Genomic DNA, 24,211 nt, shown 5'->3' on the forward strand with positions numbered 1-24,211 from the left:
TTTATTTTTAAAGGAGTAATCAAAATGAAGAAAAACAAGAAAATCATTATAATAAACAGCCTATTAATAGGAACTATCATTCTAAATCTTTTTATTTTCACTTCACGTATGCGCATCTTCCCTTGGTTTATTGAAGATGCATGGGGATATTTAGGCGTATTGCTTACAGCACCAATCTTAATAGGTATTTATTTCATATTTAGACATTATCACAAGCTACAACTAGTCTCAAAGATCACTAAAATAATCCCATTATTTGTTGCTGTATCATCATTGATTATTGTAATCATGCCAACAACTGATTTTTTAAATATTGTTGCCCTTGTAATAAACGTTGCTATGGTATTTTTAGCAGCATTTACACTAGATTGAGAAAAAAGTTTAAGATTAAAACAATCATCTAAAATGAAGCCCAACAAAAAACTCATGCAAGTCTTTTTGCATGAGTTTTTTATTTTACGGACTGGATAATGTTTAGCTCAAGTATTCGAATTTCCTTATTTAGCTTAGCAATGGCTGCTTCTATTTGGTCAAAGCGTTCCAAATGACTTTTACTGACAATGTGTGTGGGTAGCGCTTCATTTAGCGCTGCCTGCCCTGCATATAGAATTTCAAGTAAATCCAACTTTTCAAAATAAGCTGTGCTATATTGTATCTCCATACTTACGGGACGTTTATCCCCTAACTAACTTCTTCACTTTTGCCGAATTTCAGGGTAGAAGAAGTGATTCCTTAAACATTGTTTAAAATGGAATAGACAAATGTATCGTGTGCCAGCCCATTTTGGTACATATAATCTCTAAGAATTCCTTCTTTTTGAAAGCCTATTTTAGTTAGCAGCTTATTCGAGGCTTCGTTTTCAATAAATACAACAGCACCTATACGAGTTAGCCCCATATTTTGAAAGCCATACGACATAATTTCGGTAACCGCTTCTTGCGTATACCCTTTTCGCCAATAATCAGGATGAATTTCATAACCGATTTCTGCTCGTCTATGTATAGGCGACCAGGCATGAAAACCAATTGTCCCGATTATACCCTTTTCTCCTTTCCTTTCAATGCCCCATCGTATTCCTCTTTTTGCAGCAAAGTTTTTTGAAAATAAGTCCACTAAATCTTCTGCTTGTTGTAACTCTATAAATGGTTCTTGTCCGTAATAGCGAGTAACTTCTTCATTAGAAAAGCAATTGAAGAGGCTTTGCACATCATCTTGCATCAGCTCTCTTAAAATAAGTCTTTCGGTCTCTAAATTTGGAAACACAAACTTCTCCCCCTTTAAATACATTTATTCTCTATTCTCCACACTTCCTTTAAAATCCTTTAATACAAAAAAGCACACCCAATAAAACGTGTGCTCCCTTTGTATAAATGTTTTATCCAAAAATTTGTGCAGCTATAGCATATAGTGTATCATTTCTAGTCGGCATTTTTTCACCATGCAGAATCATCACTGGAGGTTTATTTGCTTCTATAAAACCACTTTGCTCTAACCATTTAATAAATTCAGTATGACCGGATGGTACATCAATTCTTAATTTTCCATTATGATCCTTCGCTAAAGTATGAATGATGAGACTAGCTGTTAGAGAATCAGGCGCAATAATAGGGCCGAAAATTAGATTGAGTGGGCCTAAAATGGATAAGCCAAAGCCTATCATTTTCCCATGAGAATCTTTCATAACGATACATTGCTTCGATTGTTTTATTCTATTCTGTAGAAAATTACTTCTTTTAACTCCAAAGGCTACTGCATCTAAGCTGACAATATCGGCAAAATTTCGCTCATAAAAATCTTCAATTGTATACTCGTTACTAGCTAGGTTTTTGTCACTGAAATAGTTATTATTCAAATATTTATGTACATAATCAACAGTGGCAAAGCCCATTTTCTTATATAACGGTTCACCCTCTTCCGTTGCGACGAGCATAATTGCCGTTTGTTCTGAAACACTTTCAATACATTTTTGAGTAGCTAATTTCCCAAGGCCAAGCCCTCTGTAATTTTCATGCACAATAACCATGCCTATAGAAGCTACCTTTGAATCATATGTGATAATGGCCGCACTTGAAACAATTGCCCCCTCGGCATTTTTATGCCCAAATATTTCACCAGACTTCATCACTGTTCTAATTTCAAATTCATCGTAATCCCACCCGACAGAGTCAGAAAGGGCAATTAATGCTGGAATATCATTTTCTTCGAATACTACTAACTGTAATTGATTAAATGTAGTCATTTTCCCACCCCACCAAGAACGTTTGTTTCTATTTTATATGTATACCCTTTTATGCACAAGTTTAAATTTTTCAAAAATTTAGATTTATCATTGAAGGTTAGTAATGACATTTTTAAACGTTGTAATTTGAAAAGTCGATTTTCGTTCCGGTTGGGCGACTCCTTGGGGATCAGCAATAGAGAAACGGAAATCAACCCACGTTTCGTTATGGAGACGAACCTAAATATTGAAAATATTCCTATAAACGCCTTTTAAAAATAACAAAAATCTATATAATAGAGGCTAGACTATGCACTCCTACTTTTAGCATATATAGGTGATTGAAAATGACATCTTATGAACGAATACTTATAATGGTCCCGCCGTTTCCCTAGCTACGTCTACTCTTTTCTAAAGAAGTAGATTTTGCTTGTAGGAGGGCAATAAGTTGAAAAAACATGTAGCACCATCTTTATTATTAATGATTGTTCTTGTAGCTTTTCCACAGATTAGCGAGACAATCTATACACCATCTCTACCTGATATTTCAGATGAATTAAATGCCTCAAATCGATCTGTACAGTTAACTTTAAGTATTTATTTTATAGGGTTTGCTATAGGTGTCTTTTGTTGGGGATGGCTTTCTGATTTTATTGGACGAAGACCGGCCATGCTAAGCGGTTTAATTTTTTATGGTATTGGAAGTTTCATGTGTTTTTACGCAGAAACGATCACTTTTCTATTAGTAAGTAGATTTATTCAAGCTTTTGGGGCAGCAACAGGCTCCATTATTACGCAAACCATTTTGCGAGAAAGTGTATCCGGCAGTAAAAGACATGCGATGTTTGCGCAAATTTCTGCAGTCATTGCATTTACTCCTGCTGTAGGGCCGCTGATTGGCGGTTGGGTCGATCAAGCACTTGGTTTTAGAGCTGTTTTCTTTGTGCTCGTTGCGATGAGTATTTTGTTGTTTATCTATGCTTATTTCAGACTTCCTGAAACTACAGATAAATCAACGAGAAAAAGGACGGCTATTTTTCCAGTTGTAAAAAGAATGATTTCATCTCCAAGGGTTCTTGTCTTTGGGTTGCTCATTGGTGGGATAAATGGCGTGTTATTTAGTTACTACGCTGAAGCTCCTTTTATCTTTATTGACCATTTCAATTTATCCCCTGGACTTTATGGATTTCTTGGAATAATCGTGGCTCTTGCCTCTATTATCGGTGCCATGATTTCTAAACGACTAGTCAATAAATATCAGCCAGAAAAAGTTATTCATCTCGGTTGTTTAGTTATGACTGTCGGGGCTTTATTACTACTAATCGTTAGTACATTACCATTGCCTACTATTGTCTTACTAATTGGCATGTTAGTGACCATTTTTATTACGTTATTAGGATCAGGAATTGCTCTACCTAATTGCTTAAGCCTTGCGCTTGTCAACTTTCAGGACGTTATCGGGACAGCTGGCGCGATTTTCAGCTTAGGCTATTACTTACTCGTAAGCTTTATAACGTCAGGTATGAGTTTCCTGCATACTGGTTCTTTGATAATTATGCCACTATATTTCTTCATCTTAACGATGATCCTGTTCATATTCGGAAGAAAATTTATTGATTAAACTATTGTAGCGGGAATATATAAATCAATAGCGCTTCCTTTACTGGCCACCCTATATATCTATTAGGGTGGCCTTTTATTTACTGAAAATAATAATTGATGACTTCCTCAGCCGAATGAAAAATAATATTGCTTTGCGTTTTATAAATCAACTTTGGTGAGTTACAGGCTTTTTCGAGACTTTTTGCGTACTTTAATGTATCGGTCATTTGCTCGATAATCTCAGAATAGCCATCAAGGTTATTAGAGATCTTTGGCATCATTGTATCGGAAATGTCTAAAACAATGGAAACTTGATCCTCCGCATAACTATTCAAATTAATAAAAAAGCACTCTTCCAAATCTTTCGAATGCTTGTCAACATTAATTACTGCTTCATTATAATTTGCAATTAGTCCAGTAGATGTCACCGTAATTGTAAAGCCTTGTTCAGTTAATTTTTTATTAACGGCATCTAAAAATGTTTTAATTTCCGCATCCATTTTAGGTGTTACAGTTGTCTGTATTAAATTATCACAGTTTTGATGTATAGTATCAATTTCTGCCTGCTTATCAACAAGTAATTTAAAGTTTGATATCGAATACACACTAAATCTCCCCTTTATTATAAGGTTGACATTAGCGCGTTTTTTTAGTCATCTTTCAACCATATATTTTTAGAACCATGAACTGATTCAAGAGAGATTACAAATACCCTTAAAGTTTTTAATAATGGCTTTTTTCTCAAATTATTGCTTCTGGGTGTCTATCATATTCAAATAATGCTCCCAGTTAGTGCAATAACGGATTAAGCATTGAACTATGTTTAATAAATGGTATTCCAAAACCTATCACTCTTCATATCTTCAACTATTTTTTTAAATGTATTTAAAATCAGCTCAACATTTTTATCATTAAATATAATCATTTGAACTGGTGAGATACTTGTAGTACCACCATTTTTTGAACAAGGGAAAATCCTTAATTGAGAGGAATCCTCCCAAACAAACGCCTCAATCAGCCAGTATGTAGCATAAGGGTAGTCAGGGGCTATTTCATCATTAGTCAGTTTAAACCTATTGCTTTCTCCAATCGGTAAAACTCATATCTTATACATCTAATGCCTTTTCTTTTATATCTTTGACGTTTGGCTTCATTTAAAACACTGTATCTATTTTCTATTTTCTTCTTTAATCGCTTTGTCATTTTTCACCTCTTCTTTAACTTTCTTTAAATGAACTAAACTGTGCCGTTCGTGCAAAAAAGAAAAAAGTGCCACACATGTAACTCAATGATCTCTAATTAACGCACCCTGTTACTTTAATTAGAATTTAAATTATTGAATTTCGCTCTAAGTCAAATACGTTGATTTGTTTCTCTTCGAATAGATCTTCTAGAGTCTCAACTCCAAATTTATCTGCATAACTTTTTTCTTCTTCTGAGATGGGGATAATCATTAACCATGCAACTTGTTTTTTTCAAAATTTACTGTTTTCAGTTTATCTTTCCATAAAAATGGACTAGTCAATAAAATATGTTTCATAGAACTATTTGGCAAATACATATTAACTACATCTTTATATATTGCACCAGGATGGCATTCAAATTTAGAATTAATTATATTAAATGCACATGTACTAAGTACATTAGGAAAGCATTCAAAATCACTTGCACCTACCAATTCAACTCTTAACGGTATTTCAATGTTTTCATAACCAAGGGAAAAATCAGAAAGACCAATTGTAGAGAATGACATTACATCATCGCCAAATTCAATGTCTTTGGATGCAAGAATATCTATTGAACTTTCGTTATTTTTATCCCAATATTTAAAAACTTTAGGTTTACCCCCAAATGCTTTCAGTACTAATTGAGCAATTTGTTTATTTTCTATTGATACGCTCACTAAAATTCCACATTTCTTTATGTATTTTTCTTATTTTATTACATATTCTTATTCAACTTACCTGCACCGTTATTTGAAAAACACTTCTCAATGGTGTGACCTTTCATAAAAGGTAACGAATAAATCAAAGTTACTAATAAATTCTTCGTATAGATTATGAAATTGAATTTCCAGCTCTCGTCTGGACAAGTAATTTTCATTTTTTAATTGAGTAATACTATCTTCTAATGATAATAGAGTTTTTATATTATTAACTAAATATCCTCTTTCTTCACTTGTATAATCCGCTTGAACGACAAGTTCTAGCAAAACCTCTCTAACTTGTTTTACATCTAGAAGCATCCTGTCTAATTTCAATTCATCAAATGGGATAGATTCTTTACTAATTAACCAATCTTGTTCAAAAATAGGCAATACATATTGTGTTCGGTTTAGCGTAAGATTTGGATATTCGTTATTTAAATCTGCATTTAAATCTTTTTTATAGGATTCTTTAAACTCACTCAGGATTGCTTCATAGCTTTTACCACCATATAAAACCTTATCTGGATGATAGACATAACTCTTTTTTACACTGAAAGGAGAGAATGGATAAAACCAAGTGATTATAGAAATAAAACCAATAGTTAATACAATGAATCCCCCTAATATCCAACTGATTCTTTTACCTTTTATACTAATATAAATCCGCTCCTATTCCCTATAATTCCCATGCTTCGTTAGCTTATAACAAAACTTGCAATCTTTATGTATTCAAGGGGCACCTTTTTATTTGACACCCCCATATTTTCCCTCATTCCTATTCGCAATGAACAATAATAAATCCTACTTTTACTAACTTGCACCGTTAGTTGAAAAAGAAATAGTTGAGATCTCTGTGAAATCTCATCTTGCAATAAATTTCTATTTTAACGCCTTTTCAGTTTCGTAATCATTAATGATTATGTTGATAATATTACATTGTTCATCTGCAACTGCTTTGTTAGAATGTTTATTGTAGTCGTAGGTTATTAAAGCCTTCCATAAAGCCCAACCTCTTGCTCTATTCCAAGTTTCTTCATCAAATTTCAATGCATTCTTAAATGTCTTTCTGCTTGTATCATCAAAAAATGTCCAAGCCATTGCAGCATCGCAAGAAGGGTCTCCTACTCCCAATATCCCAAAATCAATAACCGCACGTAATTTATTGGATATCCAAGGATATAACAGAAGGCTGTCGTAAAGAGCTAATCAGACAGCCTCTCTATTCTTAAACCAATGTTTTTACCATTGTAAAATAGCTACTGCCAGGGGGATAATCTTTTATTTCTCCTACTACTTGATAACCCCTCGCTTCATAAAACGTACGTGCTTGAAAATCATAGGTAGTTAACAAAGCCTTCGTAGCCCCCATTTGCTTGGCTGTTTCTTCAGCTTTCGCTAGTAGCTGTCCCCCGATACCTTTTCCACGGAATTCTTGACTGAACCAAAACTTATTGATTTCTACCCACCCCCAATAAACCTCAGCAGTGATACCGCCAATCCATTGCTGTTGAAGATCCGTTACGATTATGTTTAACGGACGAACAGAACCTTTTTTTCTACTTTCTTTATGATACGGTGAATATTCATCGTTGTACTCTCTAATCTTTGTATTTAAAAACGTAGTAAAGTCATCGTGTTTTTCCAATAAAATCTCTACTTGATAATCCATTTGTTTCCCCTTCCCATATGTATCTCTATGCTTTATAACGCTCCATTAGTTTTTCCTGATGAGCTGTGAAAATTTCTTCGAGTGAAATATCATATTTATTAGCTATAACAATAATATTCCCTAAAACATCTCCAAGCTCCTCTACTAATTCTTGCTTATTTTCTTCATAGGATTGAATCTTTTCATCTGGTCGATCCCTACCAATTTCCAACGCTCGTATAGCTCTTGCTACTTCCCCAGTTTCTTCAGCTAGAAAGCCAATACGCGTAAAAATACTTAAATCAGACCAACCACGTGCATCATAATAATCTTTCACGAATTTTTGAAACTCATTTAATTCCATTTCTATTTCCTCCATTTCTTTCCTCTTAAAATTAAATTATACTATAAAAGTGAAAAGTGAATCGGTGGGGCTTTTTAATCCCCCACTTAGTGTTCACTAACCGTTATTGCGGAAAAAACTTATCAGTTATGGAGGAACCATTATGAATAGTATTGCAGTATTTTGCGGATCAAGCATCGGTGCTTCTAAGGCATATAAAGAAGGAGCAATTCTTCTAGGAAAAGAATTAGCAAGACGTAATATTACGTTAATATATGGTGGAGCAAGTGTCGGTGTGATGGGAACAGTAGCAGACACGGTTCTGCGTGAAGGTGGCAAGGTCATCGGGGTTATTCCGACGTTATTAGAGGAGCGTGAAATTTCTCATAAAAATTTAACAGAGCTAATTGTCGTCAATTCTATGCATGAACGCAAAAGCAAAATGATGGAACTAGCTGACGGCTTTATTGCTTTACCTGGAGGACCTGGTACGTTAGAAGAATTATTTGAAGTATTCACTTGGAATCAAATCGGCCTTCTGCAAAAGCCTTGTGGTATTTTAAATATCAATCATTATTATGATTTACTCATTGGGTTATTTGACCATATGCAAAACGAACAATTTTTACAAGCCCAATCTAGAAATGCACTACTTGTCGATGAAGACGTTGCGGCACTACTAGATAAATGTGAAGCCTATGTTCCTCCTGCAGTCAAAACATATCAAACAAATAAATGAGGTAAAAGGATTTTGTATGGATTCTATTCAAATGTTTTATCTTACATACTCAAAAAACAGCTGAACATATGCATTCAGCTGTTTTTTCATGTTGTTGATAATTTCATACCTTTCTTGTTATTTCACCTGATTTAATAATAATTGAGACATACTTTGATTCACCACCGTCTATGTGCTTTTCCATCTGCGAGTTCCCTCGTTAGCTATAACATTAAAGTCTGCAAAGCCATTTACAACATAATTTAACATCTCTTGCGGAGACAACATTATAGAATACTCTTCGATTAATTGCTGATAGACTTTATCTTTCCATACATATCCATGATTATCGAGCTCAATAAAGCGATGAACATAATTCTCTTTTAAAATATGTGGTAGATGTGGTTTTAATCGCTCGTATTGCTGATCTATAAATGAGCGAACAAAACTATCCCGATTTAACAATGTCCCATATAAATCAAAAATCACAGCTTTAATCATTAGTATCCATCTCCTTTATTTAATTCCTCGACTACGTTTTTTCACTGCCACTACGGCTATTAACACCATGACTAACTTCAGCACCAAAATCAATGCGTACATGCTAAAAGATATGATTGCTGGCAAAAGAACTAACCACCAAGACCATGCAATAACACCCGAAAGTTTTAATACTACAAAGAAAATTGTTAATACTTCAGCAATTCCCAAGTTCGCACCACCTATCCAAAATAATACTATCTAAATTCCGCCATTCAATTTAATTGTTATACAAACATTTAAGCACTTATATGGAACATTTTAAACTTTTAAACTTCTTTCAATACATGACGAAACTTTTTATTTGGTAATTCGTCTAAATATTGGAAATTGTGATTTCCAAATTAAAAAGGGAGATATAATCATGAAAAAACCAATTAAAAAATCTTGGATGATTGCTTCAGCATTAACAATAGGGATGGCCGTTCTGACGCCACTTCAAGCAGGAGCTACTTCAGTAGAACCAATAAATGGTGTTACAGTTCAGATCGAACAACAAATTACAGGAACGATTACAGGCTTTAACATTGACGGATCCGGGGTTTACTTAAAAGGTAGAGACGGTAAAAACTACTATATCAGTTTCTATAAGTTTTCTAAAGAACAACGAGAAAAAATGAACTTAGTAGAAGGACAGGAAATTACAGCTGAAGGTGGTGTAGTAGAGAGTCATTCAGACTTTATCACTTTCGAAGTGTATAAAAAGGAGAGATTGCCTAAAGATGTACCAAATGAAGAGCTAACAAAATTAGAGAAAATGTTTAATGAATTGACGAAGTTGGAAATAAAATTGCAGGCTGAAATGGGTGAAATGACACAAGAAGAGTTTGACGAGAAATATGAAGAAATCACAAAAATTTATGAAGCTATATATAAAATCGAAAGGCCATATACTATAGCAAGTTGGCAGCCTCAGCCATTTGAAGAGTTTATAGAAGAAAACAGATTTATTGAAAGAAATATAACTATTACAGAAAATGACAAAAAAGAGCTCAAAGCTATTTATGAAGAGTGGGTAAAGCTTGAAAAAAATGTTCAAATAGATGAGGCTAATGAAAAAATGGAAAAATTCCACAAAATCCTCAAACCATATTCCGACCAACTTCATCCACCACTTCAAACATTTGAAGAATACATTGAAGGCATTAATTTAGATATCTCTGCTGAAGATTTAGCGAAACTAAAAACTATTTATGAAGATTACCGAAAAGCAGTAGGAGATGACAATTCCAAATTAATGAGAAAACTTATGGGGGAATTCTATAACATCATTGATCAGTTTAGAGTACTTCCAACGTTTGAAAAATACATGGCTGTCTATCAATTCAAAATTAATAAAGCGGATAGAAAGCAATTAAAACAGCTTTATGAGGAAATCTCAAAGTTAGATAAAAAAGAAGAACAAGCGAAAATTAAAGAGAAATGGGAAGCATTCAATACTATTTTGGAGCCATATATTATAGCAAATAAAGATATTCTAATCTCAGCTTCTAAACTAACAATTAACGGCCAAGTTTACCTACCTCAATAAATAAAAGAATCGGGGTGTCTCAACAATCATTAAAATGATTGTTGGGATCCCTTTTTTGTTGATTCCACAATAAAAGAACTTCTTTTAAAACTACCTTCCATAAATATGATAGATTTAACCCCTTCTCCCTTCTCCTTCGATACATTCATAGGCAGGTAGTGAAAATTATTAACAAACTCACTATTTTATGAAATGTTTAAAAATTTTTCAAAAAACAACGAACCTTTTCATTTGGTAATTCGTCTAAATATTGGAAACATCGAGTTCCAAAGTAAAAAAAGGGAGATATGATCATGAAAAAACCAATTAAAAAATCTTGGATGATTGTTTCAGCACTAACAATAGGAATGGCTGTTTTAACGCCACTACAAGCAGGAGCTACATCAGTAGAACCAGCAAATGGTGTTACTGTTCAAATTGAACAACAAATTACAGGAACGATTAAAAGCATTGGCGAATCCGGGGTTGACTTAAAAGGTAGAGACGGTAAAAACTACTATATTAGTTTCTATAAATTTTCTGAAGAACAACTAGGACAAATGAAATTAGTAGAAGGACAGGATATCACAGTTGAAGGCGGTGTAGTAGAGAGTTATACAGACTTCTACACGTTCGAGATTTATAAAAGGTCATTACCTAAAGAAGTAACAAATGAAGAGCTAACAAAATTAGAAAAAATGTTTAATGAAGTGAAGAAGTTGCAAAAAGAAATTTCAGATGACATGACAGAAGAAGAGTTTGACAAGAAATTTGAGGAAATTGGAAAAGTATATGAGGAGATGCATAAAATTACAAAACCTTATATATTAGCTAATTGGCAGCCTCAAACGTTTGAAGAATATATGGAGGAATTTGGATTCGGAGATAAAAATGTAATTATTGCAGAAAATGATAAAAAACAGCTTAAAGCTATTTATGAAGAATGGGTAAAACTTCAAAAAGATGATCAAGAGGATAAGGCTACAGAAAAAATGAATGAATTTTACGAAATTCTCGATCCATATTTTGAAGAACTTAATCCACCTCAAATATTTGAAGAATATATAAAAGAATTCAATTTAGTAGATATCCCTGCTGAAACTTTAGCAAAACTAAAAACGATTTATGAGGATATCCAAAAAGCAGATAAAGGTGACAATTATGACTTACAAGAAAAACTTTACGGGGAATTCTATGACATCATTGATCAGTTCATAAAGCCTCAAACATTTGATGAATACATGGCTGACTATGAATTCAAAGTTAGTGAAGCGGATAGCAAGCAATTAAAACAGCTTTATGAAGAAATCTTAAAGCTAGATAAAAAAGCAGAAGAAGCAAAAATTGAAGAGAAATGGGAAGCATTTTACACTATTTTAGACCCGTATTTTGAAGCATCTAAAGAAATCCTAATCTCTGCTTCTAAACTAATAATTAACGGCCAAGAATACCTACCGCAATAAGAAAAAAATCGGGGTGTCTCAACAATCATTAATATGACTGTTGGGATTCCCTTTTTTTGGTTCTACAATAATTTAGTCCCCCTTCCTGAAATACGATAAATATACCTCCCCTTCTACCTCGATTTCACCCATATGCTGGTGGTGGAATTGATTAACACATTCATTTCCAACAATATGTACCTTGTACTATTGGTACTGCTCAAGCTTTATTGTTATACCCTATTTAAACATTTAAAATGGAATCTTGGAAAATTGGAAAATTGTATCTTTCCAAAAAAATAACGAACCTTTCATTTGGTAATTCGTCTAAATATTGGAAACAATGTGTTCCAGAGTAAAAAAAAGGGAGATATGATCATGAAAAAACCAATTAAAAAATCTTGGATGATTGCATCAGCACTAACAATAGGAATGGCTGTTCTAACGCCTCTACAAGCAGGAGCTACTTCAGTAGAACCAACAAATGGTGTCACTGTTCAAATGGAACAACAAATTACAGGAACGATTAAAAGCGTCCACGGAGACGGGATTAACTTACAAGGTAGAGATGGTAAAAATTACTTTATTAGTTTCTTTAAATTTTCTGAGGAACAACTAGAACAAATGAAATTAGTAGCAGGACAGGAAATCACAGTTGAAGGCGGAGTAGTCGAGAATTATGCAGACTTCTACACTTTCGAAGTGTATAAAAAAGACTTGCCTAAAAATGTACCAAATGAAGAGTTAACAAAATTAGAAAAAATGTTTAGTGAAGTGAAGAAGCTAGAAAAAGAAGCTTCAAATGCGATAACAAATAAAAAGATGGACGAAGCTGAAAAGAAATATGAAGAAATGAATAAAATTTATGAAGAAATGCATAAAATCACGAAGCCATATTATTTAGCTAATTGGCAGCCCCAACCTTTTGAAGAGTTTCTAAAAGACTACGGATTTAGTGAGAACAATATAGTTATTGCAGAAAATGATAAAAAAGAGCTTAAAGCTATTTATGAAGAATGGGTAAAGCTTGAAAAAGATGGTCAAGAGGAAAAGGCTAAGGAAAAAATGAAAGGATTTAATAAAATACTCCAACCATATCTTGATGAGCTATATCCAACTCCAACATTTGAAGAATATATCGGACGCTTAGACTTATTAGAAATCCCTACTGAAACTATAGCAAAACTTAAAATTATTTATGCAGATGTACGAAAAGCAGAAAGAGAAGAAAATTATGATTTATTTAGTGAAATCTGGCTTGAATTCCACGACATCCTTGGTCAATTCATAATACCTCAAACGTTTGAAGAATATATGTCTAGCTTTGAATTCAAAGTTAATAAAGCGGATAGCAAACAATTAAAACAACTTTATGAAGAAATCTTAAAGCTAGATGGCAAAGAAGATTCAGCAAAGATTGAAGAAAAATGGGAAGCATTTTACACTATTTTAGAGCCATATTTTGAAGCAAATAAAGCTAATCTAATCTCTGCTTCAAAAATAACAATTAACGGCCAAGATTTCATTTCACAATAAGTAAACGAATCGGGGCGTCTCAACAATTATTTAGAAAAGATCGTTGGGAGCCCCCTTTTTAGATCAAAAGTTTGCTTCACCACCATGTACAGACTATTTAAATATTTCAATATATTTGTTACCCTTTAAATAAATGCCATATTATAAGGGGTGATAGATTGACGTTTGATCTATTCAAAACAATTGCTCGTTAGGGGACGAATGCCGAAGTCAGTGATTATAGGAGAACACCTACTAGTGGAAGATGGAGCAGTCCGTCTTACAGTGGTTGACACAAAAACATAAAATCAATCGTGGTCCGGATCAAAGGATGAAATAAGTCTTTGTGAAGCAGGAACTAGAAGTAATCGTTTTGAAGAGCAAGACGGTGAATTCGTACATTCCCTATAAAAGCCTGATACTGCTATTGCAGAAAAAGAAAACGGAACCCTTCCTTCAATGTTGAAATAACATTTTGGAGGAAGAGCAATTGAGTAGAAAAAATGAGAATACAGCATTTCAATGTGAAAATTGTAGTACGATGGTTGAACCATTAAGCAACGGCAGCTTCAGAAATCATTGTCCAAATTGTTTGTTTTCGAAACATATGGATAATATTCCTGGTGACAGAGCGAGTACTTGTAAAAGTTTGATGAGACCAATTGGAGTCGATTATACTGGAAAAAAAGGCTTTCAACTTATCCATCAATGTACAAAATGTCAAAAAAAGAGTCGAAATAAAGTTGCTGTTGATTCCATTCAAGAGGATCAAATTATTCACTTTATGCAATCGATCATTTAGTTAAGTATTTATAAAAGACGCATGGAAATAAACTTCAATGTGTCTTTTTTTCATAATAAGCCATTTTTAACGTATTCATTTTACTTCTATAGCAAAAATATAAGAAGAACTACCCTTATCCCAACTACCGAAAACACTATAAATATACGTCCCCTTTTCTTTCGGTACAGAGAAAACATCACCTTGTACTTTTACTACCTCTATTTCACCGTTGCCTAACCATTTATCAACTTCTATTCCCTCAATAGGTGCTTTCTTAAAATTAATATTAATTTCACTTTGCGGTGAAACAGGAAACGGAACAATATTATTATTAGCAATAATTTCAGGTGGTGGGATTTTATCAACACATCTATTATTTATAAAGCCTTGCCAACAATAGGAACCTTGTACTATTGATACTTCCTTACCTTCTGACAAAACAACAGGCTTGGGTGGTCCGGCAATAATTAGCATCATAATCCATACAAAGGCGACAATAAATAAAAGACTAAATATTGTTTTCTGTAGTCTTCCCATTTAAAAGATCTCTCCTAATATTAAATTTTATTCTTTGATTTAAATTCAATTCAATTTTGAGGCGTTTTTAATTATGTATAACAAAAAAATGAATGTAGTGAATAATTAGCAATCCTATATGACACATTACATATAGGAGGTGGAAGAATAATGACTAGAATAATTGGTGTAGAACAATCATTAACAAACGTTGAAGACGCTTTAAAAGCAAAAGGTTATGAAGTTATTCAGCTTCGTACTGAAGAGGATGCAAAAAAATGTGATGCTTGTGTAATCACTGGGCAAGATAGAGATATCATGGGAATTAGCGATCCTGTCATGGCAGGGCCTGTTATTGACGCTGATGGTCTTTCTGCTGACGAAGTCATTCAACGTGTCGACAAATATTTCCACTAATAAATAACTAGGTGCTGTCGCTATAGCTTTGTTGACTATAGCACAGCACCTTTTAATGTATATGTCGATTATAGAATGGACATTAATAAATTCGCCAATTCGAATCATATATGCCTCTGCATATTGCGTCCGGAATTGGCTTTGTGAATTGAAGCCCATCATCTTCCCAGAAGCAAATCCTACAAATTCCAAATGTATACGGTCGTTCCTCATCTAATGTTAGATGCCCACAACATGAACAAGTATTACTTTTGTAGACTTGGTGAAAAGACGTTTTTGAACGCACCGATTACTCCGGGCACTAAAAAGACAATGCCAAAAAAGATAGTAAGTAAATTGAAATTTTTTGTTTCATAAAAGGTAAACCACTCTTTGAAAATTGGAGATTCAGTAATTCGTCCAAATAGCGTTCCACTAGTATCTCGATAATTAGGAATCCATCCTGTTGCTTCAAATGTAACAAAGATTATTTGCGACAATACAAATACACCAATAGAAGATACCCAAGGTTTTTTCAAAAATGGAGTATGATGTTGTTTATTAGCCAAGTAATTCCCTCCCTCTATTTAATTCTATTTACAAATATACGTAAAATCAAGGGTTAAATACCAATATTAAACAAATACTCTTAACACCTTCCGCCTTTTACATTCCATTCAACAATGACTTAGATACATACAACATATTTACCATTAATCAGTTAGCCTTTCATCACCCCACATCTGATTTAGCAAGAAAATTTATTGAATAAAGACTAGCTTCCTCACCCTCATTTCACTTATATTCTTTTTGAATCATAATACTTCCCCCTACTACACAATCCATTTCATTGCTCCACAGCATTTATAGAAAGTTTAGTATTGCAATTTCTTAAGAAATCTTCATAAATACCCTCAATAATTATTAATTATTTCCATTTATAATAATGATACTGCCACTTGATTTTATAAGAATACTACATGAAATATAAGCACTCCATACTGGGGAAAAGTTAAGGACATAAGGTAGTTCGTACAATGACAAGAGGTATCGTGTGAAAAGGAGTTAAAAAAATGAAAAAACGAAATTTAATTATGGTGATTACTATTCTTTACACAGGTCTGATCTTATACTTCATGTTCTTAGGCTTTAATCGTCTAGACGGTTATGAAGAATACAAAAGCGCCGGCTACGAATTTCTGCTCGTCCCATCAGACGTTCCTTTGAATTTTCCTAGATTTACGTTTTCTTGGTTATACGATTTCGGAAATATAGCAGCATTTATCCCCTTTGGTATCTTATTTCCTTTACTCAATCAAATTGATTATAAAAAATTTATAGGATGGTTCATTATCGTGATTCTTGGATTGGAAACGATTCAATCTTTAATGTATCTCGGGACTTTTGATGTAAATGATGTTATTTCAAATAGTATAGGTGCAACAATTGGATATGTTGTATACAAAGTTGGTTTCACTTCAAACCTGACTTTAAAAAAACTCCTTGCTTCTTCCTTAACTGCCATTATACTGTTAGTTGGCGTAATGATTGTCTCTGAAGTTTTAGATAAACGAGTAAGTCCGGTACAACCCTTGGATGCTATTAAAGAAGTCACAGGAGATAAACCACTAACGAACGATTTACCGACTTTCTCTGTAGCTGGTAATAAAATAGAACCTCAATACAATTTATATAGTAATAAAGAAAACACTACCAAAACCTATACATATACTATTGAAAATAAAGAGGAGTTAATATTTTATCTAAACATCGGCATTCCCGATCAAGAGGAATTCAAAGGTGAAGTGACTATAATTACGGATGGAAATGTAATATTTCAAAAAAATGAAGTGAATTTGAAAGAAGAATCCGAAACAATTGAAATGCCATTAGAAATTCCGTTATATTATGAAGCCAAAAAAATGACTATTATGATCACAGGTAATATAATGCTATGGGATGTAGGCTTCACAGAACTGAAACATTGGTGGGAATAGAGTGATTCATTTCGCATCGGAATAATTGCATCTTTCTAAACGAGAAGAAGGCTTTATTCTTTTTCTTCTTTATACCATACTGGATGTTCTCTTACGTCCATAAACAAAGTGAAGCTTGGGCTCAAAATTAATTGAGTATTTGGCTTCACTTCGTTTATTGTATATTTTTTATTTCAACGTTGTTGAATCGTAAAAACTTCGTGACAACTAATTTTGAAAGGTACTGAATTTCACATAGCAATTGAGAATCCCGTCAAATTGCAACTGTAGCTTTAAAATAATAGTTAAACATAAAAACCTTCTTTGCTCCTAGTTTCATCTTATATAGAAAAGCCCCCTAGCATAATGCGCTCAATAAATTTAAATATCTTTACACGCCCAAGCATCAACCTCTACTTTAAAGACTGGTGCTGCCAGAGCTACTACATAAATCATTGTCGTACAAAGGAGATGTTCACCTAAAAAATCGCCAATAATTTTTCTTCGTTGCTCTGCTTCAAAGTCACCAACTAAGTAAAAAACCAACTTTGTTAAATCACTAACATCCATCTCAGCAGATTCAAGGTTTCTTTTTATATTCTCCAATGCTAACTGTAATTATTCTAATGGATTCTCAGGTACTGTCCCATCTACTTCTAATCCTAACTGACCCGACATATTAAGCCACTTCTGAGGCCCAGTGACCTCTATTTGGTGTACGTACGGTGCTACGGGTTTATGTACCGTTTCTGGGTTTCTTGAAATTTTCAAAATGCACCATTCCTTTATTTTTTTGTTTTTGTCGAAAAAATTCTGCATTTTATTATAACAGAAAATCAATTCGTAACTAATTACGGTACAACATATTTGAACAGGGATATCAATGCATATTAAAATGTAATTATTTAAGAGAGATCATAGAGGAGAGACATCTTTGCAGATTTATTCATATAGCATCCCAGAATTAGATTCCTATTACACAAGTATTCCCATTTTTAACAAGGACAACAAAGTTATTAGTATTCTCAAAAAAAATCGCCATCGTATCCTAACACAACTGTTTCATATGTTTCTCCGATATGGAATGCCCTACTGCTATAATGCTTTTTCAATCGATAATCATCCAATATACAAAATTGATTGCGTATTTACAGGTGTTCGTTATACGCTTTATAGCAGCAAAACATCGAAAAAAATTGCAATTAAACAAAATCGTGTGCAATTAATTGAAAAGATGCAATCTTTTAAGCTTAACGGAGACGTGTACCAATTTGAGAAAGACTATACTTATGCAGGAACATTAAAGTTAAATGGTGAAAAAATCGCTACTATTAGAAATTTAGATAGTACAAATACAAATTTAACGAATCGCATCCACATTGAAGCTATCAATGATGACATCGCCTCTCTAATTGCTATCATGTATCAAACATTTGTATATTAAAAATGAAACAGTTATTTTTCGTGCGCTTTAATGAAAATTGATTCTACACAAAATTAATCCTGCCTTAATAACAGCGCATTAAAATTTATTTCATCCTTCCAAAGAAAAAAGCCACACCTTTTTAGAGGGTGTGACTACATACATTTGATTAATCAAATTCTAAAGTGTTTTTTTCTACTACTATTTTGTAAACATCTATTGTACTAATTAAAATCGTTTTATAATGTTCTGTTTCAGTAAATGAATACCAAGGTTTCTCATTGAACCCATTAGAAATTTCTTCTGTAAATGTTTCTTGTTCAATATTATTCTTGATTTTATACTCTTCTTCATGACCTTCGTTATAGTAAAACTTCACTTTATATTCATACTCCATAAGTCAACACCTCCCATCTATCTATATAATGGATTGGAATGACAAGAAATATGAGCATAATAAAAAGCCACATCTATTTTTGCATGACAAATAATATTACTTTACCTCTGCTTTGTTAAATTGTTTTTACTGCACAGTACGGTACTCATATTTATGTTGATAAAGTTAGGATTATGGGCTCAATATAAAAACATAATAATAAAATAAATAATTAAACTGACAGCAATAACGGTATTGAACACCAACGCAATCTTATAGTGAAACTTAATTTTAAATAAAGACACCAGTATATTATGTAGAAGTAAATATATTGTTAATACAACAAAATGCATGATAGAAAACACGAAGCTCATTATGGCTAAAGAAGAGCGACTCAAATCTCCTGGAAAACTATCTGCAGCTGTAAAACGTATACTGCCCACAAAAAGTACAGTTATCCATTGCATATAGTAGGTTAAGATAGACACAATTAAAAAATAAACTACATAAGATACATATTGAAGAAATGACTTAATATCCATTTCACACTCCTTAACAAAACGAGAGTATTGAACTCTGATTTCTCAGTATGATTAAATATAATAACGATAAAACTATTAGATTTGTTGCATATTTCTCCAAAAATGAAACTATAACCCGTTATACATAATAAAAAAGCACCGATAATTAAAGGCGCTTTCATTTTTGAGTTTGATGACTTTTTTTAGTTGATTACTCGCTCCATTTTCAAAATCAATTTTGCACACATAATTCTTTAAAATCACACCCTTTACAGTGCCATTTTTCAGTGGTTTGCTCGAATTCCTCAAAGTCCACGAGTTCATTCGAGAAAATATCCGCCTGATATTTAAATTGGACTTTCGCTATGTTTCAAGTTAAATCAAAAGCTTGATTTAACAATGTTTTTTTATCATTGTATTGTCATTAATAATCACCAACTATAGCTGAATGTAACGTTTAGTCAATTGTTGGTCACTTTTTAGTCACTTATTTTCACACGAATGACCATTAAGGTCACTCAATTGAGTGGCTTTTTATTATTAAAAATAAACGATTTTTATTATGGTAAATACATTTAGATATGGTTAAAGTTGTTATTGTAGGTTATTAAAAGAATTTTTTTGATTAGGAGGATAAATCATGAAGAAATATTTTTCAATTTTAATTTTAGCTATTTCTATGTTTAGTTTGTCTTTAATTACGGATAATTCAATTGAAGTTAATGCAGCTTCTATTGGAGAATATTTACCACAACCCGAAGAAGGATGGAAAAGGTACGATAACACGAACCCCGCCATTAAATATGAGGGATCATGGAGACATGTTACCTCTACAAGTCCTAGATACAATAATACAGAATCTCATTCAAATGTGGTTAATTCATCTATAGAGTTTTATTTTGTCGGCACAGATTTAAGAATCATTAATACAATGGCAAATAATAGAGATTCTATAAATTATATTACTATAGACGGAGAAAAAGAAAATTACTCAGACTATAGTAATAACCCTTTAGGAGACAATCATATAGTTACATACGAAAAATTGAATTTAGAAAACAAATTGCATCATGTTAAAATTGAGAAAAAAGAAAACTCGAATACGACTTATTTAGTACTAGACGCCATTGATGTTGACGGAACTATATTATCAGAAAACGAGATTCCTAGTGGAGAATCTATTTCATTAAATAAAAATAATCTAGAATTATTTGAAGGTGGCTCAGAAAAGCTAACTGCCTCAGTCACTCCAGATACAGCAAAAGTAATCTGGTCATCTAGTGATAAGTCAATTGCTACTGTAGATCAAGATGGAAATGTAACTGCAGTTCGCGAAGGTGAAGCAATTATTACTGCAAAAATAGAAAATACTGATATTGCGGCCACTAGTACAGTAATTGTTAAGAAACTAAGCAATGAATCTTCAAATGCTATTTTAAGCATTACATTAGTAAACGGTATTACAAAAGAATATGACGTTACTAATAATGTATTAAATGACTATTTGAAATGGTTTGATAGTGCTCAAGGCACATCAACATTTAAATTTTCAAAAACAATTTCACCTTATAAAAAAGTAACGGAATATATTGTTCATGATAAAATAGCTTCATTTGAAATAAGAGAATATTAAACAAAAAATGACCAGGTACTCACTTTCAATCGAGCGCCTGGTCTTTATTTTGGTGACTGATGTCGCGTTGTAATGACGTTTGTAATTTAGCAAGGGGTAATTACAGAAATAATTTTTAAGTAACGTGATTTCAGTTACTATTTCCTAATTTTATATATACAATTCACGCTAAATTTCCTAAAATGGTAATTAGTAGATAAGGTTAGTGAGGAGAATATAATTGAGTAATTGCCCTAATTGTTTAGCCATAAATCCATTTAAGAAAGTACATAGAGATGGGGCTGTGATTGAAATATGTGAGTATTGTAATACGATTAACGAAGAAGAGTACGAGGAATATACAAAAAAACAAATCCAAAATAAAGAGGGTGCAGATCCGATTGTTACATTCGGATTAATTGTGGCGGTAGTGATTTTGGTTATTTGGGTTCTTGGTATGTTTGATACTTTTCACTACATGTAGTGATATTATAAATGAACATTGACCAAGACGGCAATTAAGCTATCTTGGTCTTTACATTTTAGTTACTACGCTGTGCAATGATAAGTTTTAAACCTTCATAATCACCATTTGTCATAGTTCCATTATCAAATTTATCTAACCACTACTTTTCAATTAAACCTTTATCTGCTGCTTTTGTTGTCTTATTCGTAAATTGCATTGTATCATCATCCTTTTCAGTTGGTTTATCTAAGCCGTTTTTAATGTCTAATTTGAATTGTTCCTCTGAAATCCCCATACTCTGCAGATACGAAAATGGATCTCTATGGGTTGTACCTTTTAAATTGTCCGTAATCCAACGGTGTGATTTTATACCGTTGCCACTGCCATCGAGTACAACAGGTATTCCAGCCTCTTTAGCAAGTTCACGTTACAACCAAACATAAGCTGCATAATCCTTTTTAAATTGATCCTTATCATTTGTACGAGCCAACTCTATTTGTGCATAGCTAAGTGGATTACCTTTCGGGTCACAACCATATTGCACACGATTAACTGGCGCAACTTGTACAATTTTACCGCCACAGCCTACCCAGTGAGATGTAAATGCATTGGCTTTATTGCGGTTCATGTATGCTATCTCATTTTCCAAAGCGTTTGGACCACAATTGTTTGGATTCCCTGATTCATGGGCAATAACATATTTAACAGCTTTCAAAGCCTGATTTGGCAATCCTGACATCAAACGTTGTTCAATGGTATAAGTCATTTACGCCCACCTTCTTCCAGGCATATCTACACCTAATGTTTGAAGGTTTTCAGCGATTGAACCACCTTCTTTGTATAAAAATAATGCTAATGTGAAGCCTGTTAAATAGAAATCTAAGCCAAAGATTAAATCAAATAGGATAACAAATGTAATTGCAACCAGCTCTCCAATCCATCGAATGATACCATCTCGCATAATCCGTGTTTGATAAGGTGATACCTTCTTCCATGTTTTCAATAAGCCTGTTGCAAAATCCAATACTTTAAATGCAAAATAAGCAAGTAACATATATAAAATCGTTGCTGGTACTAATGATAAAAACGGATATTGAATTAATTGTGCAATGTCCATATAATAAAAGCCCTTCACAATTATCTGTGGAAGGCATAATGATTAAAATTTCACTCAGTTACATATCCCCGTACAACGTCCCAAAACACGCCGTAAAAAACTAAGCTTTCAAGATTAAATTGCTCTACTATATTCCATATTTGTTTACCTAATTCATGACTATATTCCATTGTAAATCTCACATAGCAATCATCTTTAATTTGCTCTATTTCGATATTATCTACACCTTTAGTAAGGAATAGGTAATATGCAAATTCATAAGCTTCTTTTAGATTAGTAGTAAATACTTTTTCATTTCTTATTGCATTCAACTGAAATACACCACCTCTTACAATCTAATTTCGACAAAAGGAATGAATCCCTGCTGCTAGATACGGCTTGGAGAAGAATTATTGAGAAATATAATCTTCCTAAATTAAATTTTCATGCTTTACGACATGCTTCTTATATGGTTAGTAAAAATGTCAACTTTAAGATTATTCAAGAACAATTAGGTCACTCTGATATAAAAATGACGATTAACATTTATAGTCATTTAACTAGTAAAGATAAAAATAAAGCTAGTGACTATTTTGATGACTTAATTTAATTGGTCACTTTTTGGTCACTCGCTTCATTTTTCTACTTAATTATGCTCACATAATTCTTTAAAATTACACCCTTTGCAGTGCCATTTTTCAGTGGTTTGCTCAAACTCCTCAAAGTCCACGGGTTCATTGGAGAAAATATCCGCCTGATATTTTTTCATTTCCAGCACACTTCGCTGAAACGTATGTAAAATATTATCCATATCATATGCTGTAAAGGTGTATTTTTTTCTTTTGCCTGTCAATAAATATTCATTATAGACATCAATCTGGTCTAGAGAAACCCGATATTTCTGCTGAATATAGTAAGCATAGAGTGCTAACTGTTGGCGATCATCATCGGACTCTCCCCCTGTTTTCCAATCGATAATAATCCACTTGTCTGTCATCTCATCAAAATAATGAAAATCCATTACGACAAAAACTTGTACACCCTCGATTTTCATGGAACGAAATTGTTCAGGCTCACCGATTCGCAGCGAGCCTTTTTGTGCGGTAATTTGCTGGAATGTTTCACTATTAAGAAAGTTGTCAAACACAGCCGTCATGCGCTCTTTATAGTCCTGTACCAGTTCAGGATTTAACTTTCCTTCGTAATAAATTTCTTGCATCATATAAAATTTATTTGGCTTATGTCTCCATAAATCTACATGACGTGTAGAATCGATAAAAGCGGCATTAAGCTGGCCACGTGCACGATTTACGAGTTCAGCAACAGTCGTAGTCTCGCGGGTTTGCAAATAATCATTGATCGATTGCTCTATTAAATGATGGACGATTTGCCCAAATAAAATCGGCATGGATTGAAGCTTTTTTAAGCGATAGACATGTTGATGATATGGCTCCACATTGTAACTGAGCCAGCCATTATGAGAAAAATAATATTCATAGCCATATTTTCGCGCACAGCTTGTTACCGTTTTATGACGGGACAGTGACCACGAAAAAGATGGATAAGGTGTAATTTCAAACAT

Annotated in this window: 30 protein-coding genes and 4 pseudogenes; 13 read left to right on the plus strand and 21 right to left on the minus strand. The window is 33.1% G+C overall.

The features are described 5' to 3' along the window. Window positions 1-24 precede the first annotated feature (24 nt). Window positions 25-372 (plus strand): hypothetical protein, encoded by a 348-nt coding sequence (locus AC3WSK_RS17040; protein WP_079560331.1) that lies wholly within the window; start codon window positions 25-27, stop codon window positions 370-372. Window positions 373-451: 79 nt separating this feature from the next. Here the strand turns inward: AC3WSK_RS17040 and AC3WSK_RS17045 are convergent, their stop codons facing one another. The 3 genes from AC3WSK_RS17045 to AC3WSK_RS17055 form a co-directional block, all read right to left on the minus strand. Continuing rightward, a complete protein-coding gene (locus AC3WSK_RS17045) occupies window positions 452-661 on the minus strand; it encodes a hypothetical protein (RefSeq protein ID WP_492414807.1) in 210 nt (69 codons plus the stop codon). Between the two features lie 71 nt (window positions 662-732). Further along, window positions 733-1,263, minus strand: coding sequence for a GNAT family N-acetyltransferase (locus AC3WSK_RS17050; RefSeq protein ID WP_492414808.1), 531 nt, complete (start codon window positions 1,261-1,263; stop codon window positions 733-735). Between the two features lie 112 nt (window positions 1,264-1,375). Beyond that, window positions 1,376-2,239 (minus strand): GNAT family N-acetyltransferase, encoded by an 864-nt coding sequence (locus AC3WSK_RS17055; protein ID WP_492414809.1) that lies wholly within the window; start codon window positions 2,237-2,239, stop codon window positions 1,376-1,378. A 427-nt stretch (window positions 2,240-2,666) separates the two neighbouring features. Between AC3WSK_RS17055 and AC3WSK_RS17060 the strand changes: the two genes are divergently transcribed. Beyond that, the gene (locus AC3WSK_RS17060; RefSeq protein WP_492414810.1) at window positions 2,667-3,839 is read left to right on the plus strand and encodes a multidrug effflux MFS transporter; all 1,173 of its coding nucleotides are present in this window, start codon (window positions 2,667-2,669) and stop codon (window positions 3,837-3,839) included. 79 nt (window positions 3,840-3,918) lie between these two features. Here the strand turns inward: AC3WSK_RS17060 and AC3WSK_RS17065 are convergent, their stop codons facing one another. From AC3WSK_RS17065 to AC3WSK_RS17095, 7 genes and pseudogenes are all read right to left on the minus strand, one after another. Beyond that, window positions 3,919-4,425 carry a hypothetical protein gene (locus AC3WSK_RS17065; RefSeq protein WP_492414811.1) on the minus strand — a complete coding sequence of 169 codons (507 nt, stop codon included), beginning with the start codon at window positions 4,423-4,425 and terminating at the stop codon, window positions 3,919-3,921. A 457-nt stretch (window positions 4,426-4,882) separates the two neighbouring features. Continuing rightward, window positions 4,883-5,023 (minus strand): hypothetical protein, encoded by a 141-nt coding sequence (locus AC3WSK_RS17070; RefSeq protein WP_492414812.1) that lies wholly within the window; start codon window positions 5,021-5,023, stop codon window positions 4,883-4,885. Between the two features lie 125 nt (window positions 5,024-5,148). After that, a pseudogene (locus tag AC3WSK_RS17075) lies at window positions 5,149-5,573 on the minus strand (suppressor of fused domain protein). 237 nt (window positions 5,574-5,810) lie between these two features. Further along, entirely contained in the window at window positions 5,811-6,137 is a 327-nt protein-coding gene (locus AC3WSK_RS17080) for a hypothetical protein (protein WP_139376944.1), read from the minus strand. Window positions 6,138-6,626: 489 nt separating this feature from the next. Beyond that, window positions 6,627-6,908 (minus strand): annotated as a pseudogene (locus tag AC3WSK_RS17085) (phosphotransferase); the annotation flags it as partial. Between the two features lie 64 nt (window positions 6,909-6,972). After that, window positions 6,973-7,416 (minus strand): GNAT family N-acetyltransferase, encoded by a 444-nt coding sequence (locus AC3WSK_RS17090; protein ID WP_492414813.1) that lies wholly within the window; start codon window positions 7,414-7,416, stop codon window positions 6,973-6,975. Between the two features lie 25 nt (window positions 7,417-7,441). Continuing rightward, entirely contained in the window at window positions 7,442-7,759 is a 318-nt protein-coding gene (locus AC3WSK_RS17095; protein ID WP_079560382.1) for a MazG nucleotide pyrophosphohydrolase domain-containing protein, read from the minus strand. Window positions 7,760-7,901: 142 nt separating this feature from the next. Here AC3WSK_RS17095 and AC3WSK_RS17100 point away from each other — a divergent pair, with 142 nt between their 5' ends. After that, window positions 7,902-8,477, plus strand: coding sequence for an LOG family protein (locus AC3WSK_RS17100; RefSeq protein WP_079560320.1), 576 nt, complete (start codon window positions 7,902-7,904; stop codon window positions 8,475-8,477). A 168-nt stretch (window positions 8,478-8,645) separates the two neighbouring features. On the opposite strand, the gene AC3WSK_RS17105 is transcribed toward AC3WSK_RS17100, so the two are convergent. After that, window positions 8,646-8,957, minus strand: coding sequence for a hypothetical protein (locus tag AC3WSK_RS17105; RefSeq protein WP_492414814.1), 312 nt, complete (start codon window positions 8,955-8,957; stop codon window positions 8,646-8,648). Window positions 8,958-8,972: 15 nt separating this feature from the next. Then, a complete protein-coding gene (locus tag AC3WSK_RS17110; protein ID WP_492414815.1) occupies window positions 8,973-9,167 on the minus strand; it encodes a transmembrane Fragile-X-F protein in 195 nt (64 codons plus the stop codon). Between the two features lie 193 nt (window positions 9,168-9,360). On the opposite strand from AC3WSK_RS17110, the gene AC3WSK_RS17115 reads away from it, so the two are divergent. From AC3WSK_RS17115 to AC3WSK_RS17130, 4 genes are all read left to right on the plus strand, one after another. Beyond that, on the plus strand, window positions 9,361-10,527 hold the full coding sequence (locus AC3WSK_RS17115) for a hypothetical protein (RefSeq protein WP_492414816.1): 1,167 nt from the start codon (window positions 9,361-9,363) through the stop codon (window positions 10,525-10,527). 293 nt (window positions 10,528-10,820) lie between these two features. After that, window positions 10,821-11,969 (plus strand): hypothetical protein, encoded by a 1,149-nt coding sequence (locus tag AC3WSK_RS17120; protein WP_492414817.1) that lies wholly within the window; start codon window positions 10,821-10,823, stop codon window positions 11,967-11,969. 357 nt (window positions 11,970-12,326) lie between these two features. Next, entirely contained in the window at window positions 12,327-13,484 is a 1,158-nt protein-coding gene (locus AC3WSK_RS17125) for a hypothetical protein (RefSeq protein WP_492414818.1), read from the plus strand. Window positions 13,485-13,953: 469 nt separating this feature from the next. Then, on the plus strand, window positions 13,954-14,265 hold the full coding sequence (locus tag AC3WSK_RS17130; protein ID WP_492414819.1) for an RNHCP domain-containing protein: 312 nt from the start codon (window positions 13,954-13,956) through the stop codon (window positions 14,263-14,265). Window positions 14,266-14,340: 75 nt separating this feature from the next. Here AC3WSK_RS17130 and AC3WSK_RS17135 read toward each other — a convergent pair whose 3' ends face one another. Continuing rightward, window positions 14,341-14,784 (minus strand): hypothetical protein, encoded by a 444-nt coding sequence (locus AC3WSK_RS17135; RefSeq protein WP_492414820.1) that lies wholly within the window; start codon window positions 14,782-14,784, stop codon window positions 14,341-14,343. Between the two features lie 150 nt (window positions 14,785-14,934). Here AC3WSK_RS17135 and AC3WSK_RS17140 point away from each other — a divergent pair, with 150 nt between their 5' ends. Continuing rightward, window positions 14,935-15,180 carry a YkuS family protein gene (locus AC3WSK_RS17140; RefSeq protein WP_079560313.1) on the plus strand — a complete coding sequence of 82 codons (246 nt, stop codon included), beginning with the start codon at window positions 14,935-14,937 and terminating at the stop codon, window positions 15,178-15,180. Between the two features lie 82 nt (window positions 15,181-15,262). Here the strand turns inward: AC3WSK_RS17140 and AC3WSK_RS17145 are convergent, their stop codons facing one another. Then, on the minus strand, window positions 15,263-15,466 hold the full coding sequence (locus AC3WSK_RS17145; protein WP_492414821.1) for a CPCC family cysteine-rich protein: 204 nt from the start codon (window positions 15,464-15,466) through the stop codon (window positions 15,263-15,265). Beyond that, window positions 15,426-15,728 carry a YfzA family protein gene (locus AC3WSK_RS17150; protein ID WP_492414822.1) on the minus strand — a complete coding sequence of 101 codons (303 nt, stop codon included), beginning with the start codon at window positions 15,726-15,728 and terminating at the stop codon, window positions 15,426-15,428. Before AC3WSK_RS17150 ends, AC3WSK_RS17145 begins: the two co-directional genes overlap by 41 nt. 504 nt (window positions 15,729-16,232) lie before the next feature. On the opposite strand from AC3WSK_RS17150, the gene AC3WSK_RS17155 reads away from it, so the two are divergent. Next, on the plus strand, window positions 16,233-17,156 hold the full coding sequence (locus tag AC3WSK_RS17155) for a VanZ family protein (protein WP_492414823.1): 924 nt from the start codon (window positions 16,233-16,235) through the stop codon (window positions 17,154-17,156). Between the two features lie 360 nt (window positions 17,157-17,516). On the opposite strand, the pseudogene AC3WSK_RS17160 reads toward AC3WSK_RS17155, so the two are convergent. After that, window positions 17,517-17,906 (minus strand): annotated as a pseudogene (locus tag AC3WSK_RS17160) (RidA family protein). A 163-nt stretch (window positions 17,907-18,069) separates the two neighbouring features. On the opposite strand from AC3WSK_RS17160, the gene AC3WSK_RS17165 reads away from it, so the two are divergent. Further along, entirely contained in the window at window positions 18,070-18,579 is a 510-nt protein-coding gene (locus AC3WSK_RS17165; RefSeq protein ID WP_492414824.1) for a tubby C-terminal domain-like protein, read from the plus strand. A 148-nt stretch (window positions 18,580-18,727) separates the two neighbouring features. On the opposite strand, the gene AC3WSK_RS17170 is transcribed toward AC3WSK_RS17165, so the two are convergent. Further along, window positions 18,728-18,955, minus strand: coding sequence for a hypothetical protein (locus AC3WSK_RS17170; RefSeq protein WP_492414825.1), 228 nt, complete (start codon window positions 18,953-18,955; stop codon window positions 18,728-18,730). 1,140 nt (window positions 18,956-20,095) lie between these two features. Here AC3WSK_RS17170 and AC3WSK_RS17175 point away from each other — a divergent pair. Together AC3WSK_RS17175 and AC3WSK_RS17180 are read left to right on the plus strand one after the other, a co-directional pair. Continuing rightward, window positions 20,096-21,088 (plus strand): Ig-like domain-containing protein, encoded by a 993-nt coding sequence (locus AC3WSK_RS17175; RefSeq protein ID WP_492414826.1) that lies wholly within the window; start codon window positions 20,096-20,098, stop codon window positions 21,086-21,088. 220 nt (window positions 21,089-21,308) lie between these two features. Beyond that, on the plus strand, window positions 21,309-21,551 hold the full coding sequence (locus tag AC3WSK_RS17180) for a hypothetical protein (protein WP_492414827.1): 243 nt from the start codon (window positions 21,309-21,311) through the stop codon (window positions 21,549-21,551). 58 nt (window positions 21,552-21,609) lie between these two features. Here AC3WSK_RS17180 and AC3WSK_RS17185 read toward each other — a convergent pair. From AC3WSK_RS17185 to AC3WSK_RS17195, 3 genes and pseudogenes are all read right to left on the minus strand, one after another. Next, window positions 21,610-22,299, minus strand: a pseudogene (locus AC3WSK_RS17185) (peptidoglycan recognition protein family protein). Then, a complete protein-coding gene (locus AC3WSK_RS17190) occupies window positions 22,300-22,650 on the minus strand; it encodes a phage holin family protein (protein WP_427483941.1) in 351 nt (116 codons plus the stop codon). A gap of 50 nt (window positions 22,651-22,700) precedes the next feature. Then, window positions 22,701-22,961: a hypothetical protein gene (locus AC3WSK_RS17195; RefSeq protein WP_079560302.1), complete on the minus strand. Its 261-nt coding sequence runs from the start codon at window positions 22,959-22,961 to the stop codon at window positions 22,701-22,703. On the opposite strand from AC3WSK_RS17195, the gene AC3WSK_RS17200 reads away from it, so the two are divergent. Beyond that, window positions 22,952-23,239, plus strand: a complete 288-nt coding sequence (locus tag AC3WSK_RS17200; RefSeq protein ID WP_170938897.1) for a tyrosine-type recombinase/integrase — start codon at window positions 22,952-22,954, stop codon at window positions 23,237-23,239. The two genes, AC3WSK_RS17195 and AC3WSK_RS17200, sit on opposite strands and share 10 nt — an antisense overlap. A gap of 36 nt (window positions 23,240-23,275) precedes the next feature. Here AC3WSK_RS17200 and AC3WSK_RS17205 read toward each other — a convergent pair whose 3' ends face one another. After that, entirely contained in the window at window positions 23,276-24,211 is a 936-nt protein-coding gene (locus tag AC3WSK_RS17205; protein ID WP_079560300.1) for a PD-(D/E)XK nuclease family protein, read from the minus strand.

It is taken from the genome of Lysinibacillus sp. EB271-A1-10B, assembly GCF_058791335.1.

Bases quoted from the DNA above. Each gene is read 5' to 3' on its own strand.
- AC3WSK_RS17135 (WP_492414820.1), bottom strand. From the start codon at position 14,784: ATGGGAAGACTACAGAAAACAATATTTAGTCTTTTATTTATTGTCGCC.
- AC3WSK_RS17045 (WP_492414807.1), bottom strand. From the start codon at position 661: ATGGAGATACAATATAGCACAGCTTATTTTGAAAAGTTGGATTTACTT.
- AC3WSK_RS17040 (WP_079560331.1), top strand. From the start codon at position 25: ATGAAGAAAAACAAGAAAATCATTATAATAAACAGCCTATTAATAGGA.
- AC3WSK_RS17115 (WP_492414816.1), top strand. From the start codon at position 9,361: ATGAAAAAACCAATTAAAAAATCTTGGATGATTGCTTCAGCATTAACA.
- AC3WSK_RS17095 (WP_079560382.1), bottom strand. From the start codon at position 7,759: ATGGAATTAAATGAGTTTCAAAAATTCGTGAAAGATTATTATGATGCA.
- AC3WSK_RS17100 (WP_079560320.1), top strand. From the start codon at position 7,902: ATGAATAGTATTGCAGTATTTTGCGGATCAAGCATCGGTGCTTCTAAG.
- AC3WSK_RS17120 (WP_492414817.1), top strand. From the start codon at position 10,821: ATGAAAAAACCAATTAAAAAATCTTGGATGATTGTTTCAGCACTAACA.
- AC3WSK_RS17190 (WP_427483941.1), bottom strand. From the start codon at position 22,650: ATGGACATTGCACAATTAATTCAATATCCGTTTTTATCATTAGTACCA.
- AC3WSK_RS17070 (WP_492414812.1), bottom strand. From the start codon at position 5,023: ATGACAAAGCGATTAAAGAAGAAAATAGAAAATAGATACAGTGTTTTA.
- AC3WSK_RS17170 (WP_492414825.1), bottom strand. From the start codon at position 18,955: ATGGAGTATGAATATAAAGTGAAGTTTTACTATAACGAAGGTCATGAA.
- AC3WSK_RS17205 (WP_079560300.1), bottom strand. From the start codon at position 24,211: ATGTTTGAAATTACACCTTATCCATCTTTTTCGTGGTCACTGTCCCGT.
- AC3WSK_RS17090 (WP_492414813.1), bottom strand. From the start codon at position 7,416: ATGGATTATCAAGTAGAGATTTTATTGGAAAAACACGATGACTTTACT.
- AC3WSK_RS17105 (WP_492414814.1), bottom strand. From the start codon at position 8,957: ATGATTAAAGCTGTGATTTTTGATTTATATGGGACATTGTTAAATCGG.
- AC3WSK_RS17125 (WP_492414818.1), top strand. From the start codon at position 12,327: ATGAAAAAACCAATTAAAAAATCTTGGATGATTGCATCAGCACTAACA.
- AC3WSK_RS17155 (WP_492414823.1), top strand. From the start codon at position 16,233: ATGAAAAAACGAAATTTAATTATGGTGATTACTATTCTTTACACAGGT.
- AC3WSK_RS17055 (WP_492414809.1), bottom strand. From the start codon at position 2,239: ATGACTACATTTAATCAATTACAGTTAGTAGTATTCGAAGAAAATGAT.
- AC3WSK_RS17175 (WP_492414826.1), top strand. From the start codon at position 20,096: ATGAAGAAATATTTTTCAATTTTAATTTTAGCTATTTCTATGTTTAGT.
- AC3WSK_RS17140 (WP_079560313.1), top strand. From the start codon at position 14,935: ATGACTAGAATAATTGGTGTAGAACAATCATTAACAAACGTTGAAGAC.